A 10384-nucleotide genomic window follows, 5' to 3' on the forward strand; every position below is an offset into this window, starting at 1 on the left:
ATGCGGCGCGGGTGCGCCAGGGCATGCCGGCGCAGGTGTCGGTGCCAGCGCTCGGTGCCGGCACGCTGGCCGGCGTGGTGAGCGAAGTGGGCGCGCGCGGCGATGATGGTACCGGCACCTTCCGGGTGGAGGTGAAATTGCCGGCAGACCGGCGCCTCGCCTCGGGCCAGATCGGCCGGGCGCGGCTGGTACTGGGTGCGGCCGAGCCGGGCGCGCCGATCAGCGTGCCGGCCACCGCGGTGTTTTCGGCGCGGGCCGATGAAGGCTTCGTGTTCGTGCTGGAACCGGTGACCCGGCGCGTGCGGCAGCGGCTGGTGGCGCTGGGGCCGGTGGGGCCCGATGGCGTGGTGGTGACCGGCGGCTTGCGACCCGGCGAGCAGGTGGTGACCACCGGTGTTGACCGGTTGCGCGATGGCCAAGTGGTCGAACTGGCGCATTATCCTGCCAAGACTCTGGCCGCCAAGTGAACGCCATCATCCGCTTTGCCATACAGCGCTGGCAGATCACGCTGGTCGTGTTCCTGGCGCTGGCGGCGCTGGGCACCTCGGCCTTCTTCACCATCCCGCGCTCGGTCGATCCGCACTTCCCGTCGCCGTTCATCAGCGTCATCGCCAACGTGCCCGGCGCCGAGCCGTCCGACATGGAAACCACCATCGCCAAGCCGATCGAGGACGTGATCCAGGGCCTCGATGGCATCGTGAAGGTGCAATCGCGTTCCACCGACTCCACCGCTGTCATCACCGGCGAGTTCGGTTGGGATGGTGACCCTGAGAAAAATTATGACGAGATCGTGCGCGAGGTGAACGCCATCCGGCAGAATCTGCCAAGCGCGCTGACCCGGCTGGAATTCCAGAAGTCGCGCACCACCGAAGCCGCCGTGCTGCAGTTCGCGCTGGTCTCCGACACCGCTTCCTATCGCCGGCTGGAAAAGATCGCCAAAGATCTGCGCGAGCGCCTGATCCGCGTGCCGGGAGTGCGCGCGGCACGGGTGTGGGCGCTGCCAACGCCGGAAATGCGGGTGGCGCTCGATACCGGGCGCATGGCGCAACTGGGCATTCCGGTCACTGCCGTCACCGATGCGCTGCGGGGCGGCGGCCAGGATCTGCCGCCGGGCGCCGTGCAGTCGGGCAATGCCCGGCTCAACGTGCAGGCCGGCGGCGCCTATCGCAGCGTCGCCGAAGTGGCCGACGAGCCGATCCGCGCCCAGGGCGGCCGCATCGTGCGGGTGAAGGATATCGCCCAGGTCGGCTGGGCCTATGAGGAACAGCCGCACTATGCCCGGTACAACGGCAAGCGCGCGGTGTGGGTGACGCTGACCCAGAAGGACGGGCTCAACGTGCTCGACATCCGCAACGGCGCGGTGGCGGCGGCCGATGCCTATCGCCGGCTGCTGCCGCCCGATGTGCAGTTGCAGGTGGCGTTCGACCAGAGCGACGACATCGCCCGCAAATTGGGCCAGTTGGGCCGCGATTTCGCCATCGCGCTGGGGCTGGTGCTGATCACTTTGCTGCCGCTGGGCTGGCGCGCGTCCATCGTGGTGATGGTCTCGGTGCCGCTCAGCCTTGCGATGGGTGTGGCCGTGCTGGGCTGGAGCGGCTTCACGCTGAACCAGCTGGCGATTTCGGGCTTCATCATCGCGCTCGGCCTGCTGGTGGACGACAGCATCGTGGTGACCGAGAATATCGCCCGACACCTCAGGATGGGCAAGAAACGCGAGCAGGCGGCCATCGATGGCACCAGCCAGATCGCGGTGGCGGTGATCGGCTGCACCTTCGTGCTGTTGTTTGCCTTCCTGCCCCTGACCATGCTGCCTGAAGGCGCCGGCAAGTTCACCCGCAGCCTGCCGGTGGCGGTGCTGGGCACGGTGGCGGCTTCGCTGCTGGTCTCGCTCACCATCGTGCCATTCCTCGCCAGCCGCATCCTGCCGCGCGAGGAAAGCGAACATGGCAATCGCTTCCTGCAGGCGGTCAACGGCGGCATCCACCGTTTCTACCAGCCGGTGCTGCACTGGGGCCTCACCCATCCGTGGCGGGCAATGGGTGTCTCCACGCTCCTGATCCTGTCGGGCTTTGGCCTGGTGCCGCTGATCGGCTCCAGCCTGTTTCCGCCGGCCGAAACCCCCTATTTCCTGGTGCAGGTGACAGCCAGCGAAGGCACGGCCATCCCGGCCACCGACCGGGCGGTGCAGGCCGTGGAGGACGCGCTGAAGGGCGAGCCCAACGTCACCGGCACCGCCAGCAACATCGGCCGCGCCAATCCGCGCATCTTCTACAACCAGTCCAACAATGATCAGCGCAGCAACATCGGCGAGGTGTTGGTGACGCTGAAGGCCTGGGACAAGCCGGGCAGCCCCGAGATGGTCGAACGCCTGCGCCGCAAGCTCGCGGCCGTGCCGGATGCGCAGTTCATGGTGAAGATTTTCCAGAACGGCCCGCCCATCGACGCGCCGATCCTGATGCGCATCATCGGGCCTGATCTTGATGTGCTCAAGCGCCTGGCGGCCGAAACCGAGGCCGTGATGCGCACGGTGCCCGGCACCCGCGACGTGCGCAACCCGGTGGCGGTGGACACGCCGCGCCTCAATCTCGGGCTCGATCATGACAAGGCTGCGCTGCTCGGCGTCGCGCCGGGCGCGCCGCGCCGCACCTTGCGGCTGGCGCTGGCCGGGGAAAATGCCGGCCGCTTCCGTGATGTCGAGGGCGACAGTTACAATGTCGTCGTGCGCCTGCCGCTCGAGGAACGCCACAATGTGCGGGTGCTGGACGATATCTACATGCCCGGCAGCAGTGGCCCGGTGCCGCTGCGCGAAATCGCGACGCCTTATCTCGATTCCGCGCCGCCGCGCATCAGCCGGGAGCGCCAGAGCCGCGTCGTCTATGTCGATTCCCAGGTGTCCGACGGCTATCTCACCGCCAAGGTCAACAAGGCGGTTGTCGATGCGGTGCAGTCAAAGGTGAAACTGCCCGACGGCTATCGCTTCGACGTTGGCGGCGAAGCCGAGACGGCAGCGCGCAGCTTTGGCGGGCTGGGGCCGATCATCGCGCTCGCCGTGTTCGGCATATTGGCGGTGCTGGTGATCGAATTCGGCCGCTTCCGCGAGACATTGGTGGTGGCCGGCGTCATCCCGCTCGGCCTGTTCGGCGGGCTGGTGGCGCTGTTCCTCACCGGCAACAGCCTCAGCTACACCGCCGTCATCGGCTTCGTGGCGCTCATCGGCATCGAGATCAAGAACAGCCTGCTGCTCGTCGATTTCACCACCCAGCTGCGCGAAGCCGGCCGGCCGTTGCGCGAAGCCATCGAGGAGGCCGGCGAGGTGCGCTTCCTGCCGGTGCTGCTGACCAGCGTGACCGCGATCGGCGGTCTGCTGCCGCTCGCCCTGTCCGGTTCCGGCTTGTATGGCCCGCTGGCCTGGGTGATCATCGGCGGGTTGGTGTCGTCCACCATCCTGTCGCGCGTCGTCACGCCGGTCATGTATCTGCTGATCGTTCAGGGCGCGCCGGCCGGCAGCGTCAGCGCGGATTGACAAATTCTGTCAAGTTTATGTGACGCTTTGGCAAGGTGAAGCTGCGCTTCATTGCTTAAGCGGCAGCACAGGTTTATCGCCGAGCCCATGAAGCGGACGACGGGCCTTGATCTTGAACGGGTGAAATTGTGGCGGCCAGCCACGCAGATGGTGCGCGGTGGCACCATGCGCACCGAAGTCGGCGAAACCTCCGAAGCCATCTTCATGACCTCCGGCTATTGTTACGACAATGCCGAGGAGGCCGCAGCGCGCTTCCGCGGCGAACGGCCGGGCATGACGTACAGCCGGCTGCAGAATCCTACGGTGGAAATGCTGGAACGCCGCATCGCCCTCATTGAAGGCGCCGAGGCCGCGCGCGCCACGGCCACCGGCATGGCGGCGATGACCGGCATGCTGCTTTCCACCCTGTCGGCCGGTGATCACCTGGTCGCCGGGCGCGCCCTGTTCGGATCGTGCCGGGTGCTGGTCGATTCGATCCTGCCGCGCTTCGGCATCGAAACCACCACCGTTGATGCCCGCGACGTCGATGCCTGGGCAAAGGCGCGGCGGCCGAACACCAAGGCCTTCTTCCTCGAAACGCCGACCAATCCGGGGCTCGACCTGTGCGATATCCGCGCGATCGCCGATATCGCCCATGATGCCGGCGCGCTGGTCATGGTGGACAACGCCTTTGCCTCGCCCGTGATTCAGAAGCCGCTGGAACATGGCGCCGATATCGTCGCCTACAGCGCCACCAAGCTCATGGACGGGCAGGGCCGCGTGCTCGCCGGCGCCGTGGTCGGCAGCGAAAAATGGATCAACGACACCTATCTCGCCTTTGCCCGCCACACCGGCCCCAATCTTTCGCCGTTCAACGCCTGGGTGGTGCTGAAGAGCCTGGAGACGCTGGAGCTGCGCGTGCGTCAGCAGTGCGCCAATGCCGCGAAGGTCGCGCAATTCCTGGCGACGCGGGTGCCGCGCACCGTTTATCCGGGCCTGGCCAGCCACCCGCAACATGATCTGGCCCAGCGCCAGATGAAGGCGGGCGGCACCATTATCGCGCTCCACCTCGATGGCGGCCGCCCCCAGGCCCAGGCGCTGCTCGATGCGCTGGACATCATCGATATCTCCAACAATCTCGGCGACTCGCGCTCGCTGATGACCCATCCCGCCAGCACCACCCACGCCAGCTTGTCGGAAGCGGTGCGCGCCGAAATGGGCATCACCGAAGGCATGTTGCGGCTGAGCATCGGGCTGGAAGACGCCGACGACCTGGTGGAGGATCTCGACCAGGCCTTAAGGGTGGCCGGCCTATGACGGGGATGATCGGCCAGATCTTCCCCTATGCCGAGACCACCGGCAGCATTACTGTGCGCGTTGCCCCCCATTATCTGCCCGACCAATCCGATCCGGAGCGGGGCTATTTCGTCTGGGCCTATCATGTCCGCGTGGAAAACGGCGGCACCGCATCGGTGCGGCTGATGGCGCGGCGCTGGCTGATCACCGATGGCGATGGCCGCACCGAACAGGTGGAAGGCGATGGCGTGGTGGGCGTGCAACCGCTGATCGGGCCGGGCGGCGCCTATGATTATGTCTCGGGCTGCCCGCTCGCCACCGCGTCGGGCCGCATGGAAGGCCGCTATGTGATGATGGGAGAGGATGGCGGCCGTTTCCCAGTGACCATCCCGGCCTTTGCCCTGGAACTGCCCGGCCGCAAGCCGGTGCATTGATTGCCGGTTCGGCTCGCGCCAAAGTGATCGCATGAAGCGCACCCATTTGCCCCTCAATGCCTTGCGCGTGTTCGAAGCGGCTGCGCGGCACCTGTCGTTTACGCGCGCCGCCGACGAACTGGCGGTGACGCCGGCGGCCGTGGGCCAGCAGATCCGGGCGCTGGAAGAAACGCTGGGCGTGGTGCTGTTCCGCCGCTTGACCCGCAACCTGGAGTTGACCCACGAGGCCGAACAGGCGCTGCCGGCGCTGCAGCAGGGGTTCCTGGCCTTTGAAGAGGCGGTGCGCCAGATGCAGGCCGGGCAATCGAGCCGGGTGCTGTCGATTGCGGCGCCGCGCGCACTGATGGCGAAATGGCTCACCGCGCGGCTGGCCGACTATGGCCGGCAGAACCCGGATCTGCGCTTTTCGATCAGTGCGCACGAGGATGGCGAGGTGGATTTCACCCAGGCCAATCTCGATCTCGCCCTCTATTTCGGCAGTGAGCCGCAGGCCGAGGGCATTCATGGCCGCACCCTGGGGCCGGAACGGCTGGTGACGGTGGCGGCACCGGGGGCAGGGACGGACGCGCCCTGCATCGCCCACCCGCTCGATCCCGAAACGCCCTGTGTTGAAAGCGCGCTCACCGTCGCCGATCCCGGCCTGGCGCTGGACGCCGCGGCATCGGGCCTGGGCAAGACCCGCGTGCCGGCGCTGCTGGCCGCGGCCGATCTCGCCGCAGGGCGGCTGGTGGCCCTGGACGAGGGCGAAGCAATGGCTGGCGCCTGGTGGTTGACCGCGCCAACGCCGCAATGGCGGCAGGCCAAGGTCAGGGCGCTGGTGGCATTCCTGATCGGCTGAACTGATCGGCTGAATCCGGCCGGTCCAACCTTCCAAAATGGCTGAGTCTCCGGTCCGCCGCTGCGGCGGGCCGGACTATGGTTACGCGGTCATTAACCCCGAAAACTGTCGGAAAACTTTACAAATTATGAAATTAAGAATTTGGTCATAAAGAGTTAAGTTGCTTGAATCCTGCATAAACTTTCAAATTCCTTAATTTGGTATGAATATTGCATCTCCACACGCAACCGGTGGCCACGGGGGTGCCGGACGTGTGTCTGTGAGGGAGTTGTCATGAAGATGCTTATGAAGTCGGCGATCGCTGCTGCTGCGCTCGCCCTGATGCCGATGGCGGCCCAGGCCACCACCTCGGTCTCGATCCTCAGCTTTACCGCCAATCAGGCCGGTGCCAACCTGACCTACAAGGACAACGGCGCGGCGGGCTGGACCCTGTCGACCGTGACGCCGAAGAACGTGCTGGTCACGCTCGAGGATTTCGGGGGCGGCTTCATCTCGGGCGTCGCTGCCAAGATGACCTTCAACGGCAGCGGCACCAGCTATGCGGTGAACAACTCCGGCAGCCTGTGGTCGCAGGCCTTCACCGGCGGCACCGTGTCGTTCCAGGCGGTCAATGCCTTCACCATCGGCTCCACCAATGTGGCGGCTGGCGCCAACATCCTGACGCTCAGCTTCACCGGCGGTGAACTTTCGGCGATCGTGCCGGGCACCTCGGGCAACGCCCTGGTGTCGATCCCGGGTGACAGCTTCTTCAACGTGTCGAGCGCCTTCCTCGACTTCCCGCCGATCAAGCTGACCGACTTCTCGATCAGCTTGGCCAACGTCATCCCCGGCTTCACCTTCAGCCCGGGCGGCCTGGGTGGTCAGGCCAATGGCCGTTTCTCCAACTTCACGGCGCGCGGCTCGGGTGACTTCACCGCCACCGTGCCGGAACCGGAAACCTGGGCGATGCTGCTGCTGGGCTTTGGCCTGGTTGGCTTCGCCCGTCGCCGTCAGGTCCGCGCTGCGGCCTGATTGGCGTCCGCGGGGGCCAGGCCCGGGGTTGGCAATTTGCCGGCACAGGGGGCCTGGGCCTGGCACCCGCACTCTCTTCCCCTTTGCCTGATGGTCGCTTGGGCAGCGTGGGTCGCAACATGAAAAAGATGCATAAAAGGTTAACGTGGACTTAATTCGCATTGCTTTTCGTTCATTGATATGAAAGCATTGTGAATGGGTCGTAGGGGGCAGAATTTCCTGCCCGTGTTTTTGCGAGGGTGGACAACATGAAACCGAATTTTTTTGCAGCAGCAGTCGCTGCGGCCTTCGTGGCCGCCCCGGCGCTGGCCGTCGTGCCGCTGGTGGACTCGCCGATCACAGTGACGTCGGCCGATGTCGGCAAGTCCTTCACCTACAACTATAATGGCATCGGTGGCGATCCGTCGGCCGTGCTGCCGGGCCTGAAGTCCGCGATCACCTTCACGCTCACGGGCGTGGCGGGCAATGTCTGGTCGTTCAGCGCGGCCATCGACAACACCCTGTCTGATCCGGGGACCGGCGGCCGTATCGTGAGCTGGGGCTTTGACGGCAACCCGGAAATCGTCGGTGCAACGCCGCTGGTCGGTCCGTTCGGCACCGCGGTGATCAATGCCGGCTTCCCGCAGATCGGCGGCCAGACCACGATCGACTTCTGCCTGACGGCGAACAACAATTGCCAGGGCGGCGGCGGCGGTGGTTTGGCTGCTGGCACGACGGGCAACCAGACCTTCAATCTGCTCTTCACCAACAACCCGACCAATTCGGTCATCTTCAACCACTTCATCGTCCGCTACCAGTCCATCACCGGGCAGGGCCGGGTGACCTCGGGCATCGGCCTGGGCACCGGCGGCGGTGGCTTCGATGGTGAAGGCGGCGGTGTGCCGGAACCGGCGACCTGGGCGATGCTGCTCTCGGGCTTCGGCATGGTCGGTTTTGCCGCCCGTCGCCGTCGCGGTCTGGCCAGCGTTTCGGCCTGACAGCGCTTACCCGAACAGATGGCCGGTCCCCGCGCGGGGGCCGGCCATTGTCGTTTGGGCCGGCTGCTGCCTTTTGGCGCGGCTCACCGTGATCGGCGCCCCTTGCCAAAGCCGGGCGCCCGCGCCATCGGGGCAGCCTGTTTCACGATGGGGGTCAAGATGATGGTGATGATGCGCAACATGGTGGCCGTGGCGGCCCTGCTCGCCGGTTCGGTGCCGGTGCTGGCGGCGGATGCGCCGCTCACCACGCTCGCCGCCGGTGTCAGCGAGGTCGAGCTGAAGGCCAGCATCACGGCCCTGGTCGGGTTCGGCACCCGCCATTCGGCCAGCGATACCACCAGCCCGACCCGCGGCATCGGCGCCGCCCGCCGCTGGACCGAGAGCCGCTTCCAGGCCTTCAGTGCCGCCTGCGGCAATTGCCTGACCATCCAGAAACCGTCGCAGGTCTTTACCGGCGACCGCCTGCCCAACCCAACCGAGATCGTGGACGTGCTGGCCATCCAGCCCGGCACCAGCGATCCGAACCGGGTGATCATCATGTCCGCCCATATCGACAGCCGCAATTCGGACCCGCTCGATGCGAAGGGCGACGCGCCGGGCGCCAATGATGATGGCAGCGGCACCGCCGCCGTGATCGAGGCGGCGCGCGTGCTGTCTCAGCACAAGTTTGCCGCCACCATCGTCTATGCCGTGCTGTCGGGTGAAGAGCAGGGGCTGAACGGCGGCAAGGTGCTTGCCGACTATGCCCGCGCCCAGGGCTGGGTGGTGGAAGCCGATCTCAACAACGATATCGTCGGCAATTCCACCGGCATCGGCGGCATGAAGGATTCAGGCCATGTCCGCGTGTTTTCCGAAGGCACCAAGGCGGTGGAATCGGCCGCCCAGGCCAACCGCCGCCGCTACAATGGCGGCGAGAATGACTCGCCCAGCCGCAACCTGGCGCGCTTCCTCGACAGCCTCGCCGATCACAATATCAATGGCCTGGATGTAAAGATGGTCTATCGCACCGATCGCTTCGGCCGCGGCGGTGACCAGACCCGCCTGCTGGAGGCCGGCTATCCGGCGGTGCGCATCACCGAGGCGGTGGAACATTATGACCGCCAGCACCAGAATATCCGGGTGGAGAATGGCCGCGCCTATGGCGATCTCATCCCCGGCGTGGATTTCCAGTATCTGGCCAAGGTCACCCGCCTCAACGTCGCTGGCCTGGCGGCCCTGGCCCGCGCACCGATGCCGCCTGCGGTCAGCATCGAGCGCAACGAAGGCGCCAACACCAAGGTGAGCTGGACCCCGGTGAAGGGCGCTGCCGGCTACAAGGTCTGGTGGCGCGACACCACCGCGCCGCAATGGCAGTACAGCCGCAGCGCCGATGCTGCCGCCACGTCGCTGGTGCTGGACCAGGCGTCGATCGATGATTGGCTGTTCGGCGTTTCGGCCGTTGCCGCCGATGGCAGCGAAAGCCCAGTCGCCTATCCGGGCGATGCCGGCAGCTTCATCAGCAACCCGCCGTTCCCGTCACCGCAGCCGCGGCCCTGAGGTTGGCCGAAACAGATCCGGCCAGCAGGAGAGGCATGATGCTGCAGTTCATCATCAAGGCCATGCTGTCCGGGTTGATTGTCGCCACCGTGGCCACCGTGGCCAAACGTTATCCGGGCTTTGGCGCGCTGATTGCCTCGCTGCCACTGGTTTCGGTGCTGGGCATGATCTGGCTGTGGAACGACAGCGGCGATCCCGCGCTGCTTGCTGATCATGCCCGCGCCACCTTCTGGTTCGTGCTGCCGTCGCTGCCGATGTTCCTGGTCATCCCGGCGCTGCTGGGCCGCGGCTGGGCTTTTCCCGTCGCCCTGCTTGCCGGCTGCGTGCTGACCATTGCGCTGTACCTGGCCATGACCTGGGCCGCGCCGCGGCTTGGCCTGCGGCTCTGACCGCGGTCAGGCGCCGGCGATAACGGGCCGGCCGATCAGGGCAATCTCGCTCATCGGAACGGCCAGCCGTTGACCAGAAAGCGGATCGCTGGCGTCGGCGCCGCCGGCACCCAGGCCGTGCAACAGCAGGGCGCGGCCATCGCCGGTGATCAGCAGCAGCGGCAAGCCACGCGCCAGGTCGCGGTGCATCAGCGGTTCGGCGGCCAGCGGCGCCTGGCCGGCCTCCCAGACGATCTCGACCGCAGTTTCCACCTCGTCCTCATCGGCGCTGATGGCAGCGCCGGCGACGGCCAGCAGTGCGGCGCGGCCCGAACGCGGGCCGATGCGGGCCATCACCTGTTCGCGCGTGAAGCGGACGCCGCGCGCCTGCCAACATGCGACCAGCGCGGCGGCCAGCGTGT

The 10384-nt window shown here is 66.5% G+C and carries 10 protein-coding genes; 9 read left to right on the top strand and 1 reads right to left on the bottom strand.

Translation table 11 applies throughout. From position 1 onward, the window contains the following. From GJ693_RS16905 to GJ693_RS10435, 9 genes are all read left to right on the top strand, one after another. On the top strand, positions 1–467 hold a 467-nt coding region (locus tag GJ693_RS16905), incomplete at its 5' end, for an efflux RND transporter periplasmic adaptor subunit (RefSeq protein ID WP_408014563.1). Continuing rightward, entirely contained in the window at positions 464–3523 is a 3060-nt protein-coding gene (locus GJ693_RS10400) for an efflux RND transporter permease subunit (protein WP_156256240.1), read from the top strand. The genes GJ693_RS16905 and GJ693_RS10400, both read left to right, overlap by 4 nt. Before the next feature lie 87 nt (positions 3524–3610). Continuing rightward, positions 3611–4819, top strand: coding sequence for an O-succinylhomoserine sulfhydrylase (gene metZ, locus GJ693_RS10405; RefSeq protein ID WP_156256241.1), 1209 nt, complete (start codon positions 3611–3613; stop codon positions 4817–4819). Positions 4820–4824: 5 nt separating this feature from the next. Further along, complete coding sequence (gene apaG / locus GJ693_RS10410) at positions 4825–5232, top strand: Co2+/Mg2+ efflux protein ApaG (RefSeq protein ID WP_197042102.1); 408 nt, start codon at positions 4825–4827, stop codon at positions 5230–5232. Between the two features lie 31 nt (positions 5233–5263). After that, positions 5264–6070, top strand: coding sequence for a LysR substrate-binding domain-containing protein (locus GJ693_RS10415; protein ID WP_156256243.1), 807 nt, complete (start codon positions 5264–5266; stop codon positions 6068–6070). A gap of 273 nt (positions 6071–6343) precedes the next feature. Continuing rightward, a complete protein-coding gene (locus tag GJ693_RS10420; protein WP_156256244.1) occupies positions 6344–7081 on the top strand; it encodes a PEPxxWA-CTERM sorting domain-containing protein in 738 nt (245 codons plus the stop codon). Positions 7082–7329: 248 nt separating this feature from the next. Beyond that, on the top strand, positions 7330–8058 hold the full coding sequence (locus GJ693_RS10425) for a cistern family PEP-CTERM protein (protein ID WP_156256245.1): 729 nt from the start codon (positions 7330–7332) through the stop codon (positions 8056–8058). A 159-nt stretch (positions 8059–8217) separates the two neighbouring features. Next, a complete protein-coding gene (locus GJ693_RS10430; protein ID WP_235902814.1) occupies positions 8218–9594 on the top strand; it encodes a M28 family peptidase in 1377 nt (458 codons plus the stop codon). A gap of 38 nt (positions 9595–9632) precedes the next feature. Next, complete coding sequence (locus GJ693_RS10435; RefSeq protein ID WP_156256247.1) at positions 9633–9983, top strand: DUF3147 family protein; 351 nt, start codon at positions 9633–9635, stop codon at positions 9981–9983. A gap of 6 nt (positions 9984–9989) precedes the next feature. On the opposite strand, the gene GJ693_RS16910 is transcribed toward GJ693_RS10435, so the two are convergent. Beyond that, positions 9990–10384: hypothetical protein (locus GJ693_RS16910; protein WP_197042101.1), on the bottom strand; the 395-nt coding region annotated here is incomplete at its 5' end.

The sequence above is a fragment of the Sandarakinorhabdus oryzae genome, from assembly GCF_009733735.1.
Taxonomy (GTDB): domain Bacteria; phylum Pseudomonadota; class Alphaproteobacteria; order Sphingomonadales; family Sphingomonadaceae; genus Sandarakinorhabdus; species Sandarakinorhabdus oryzae.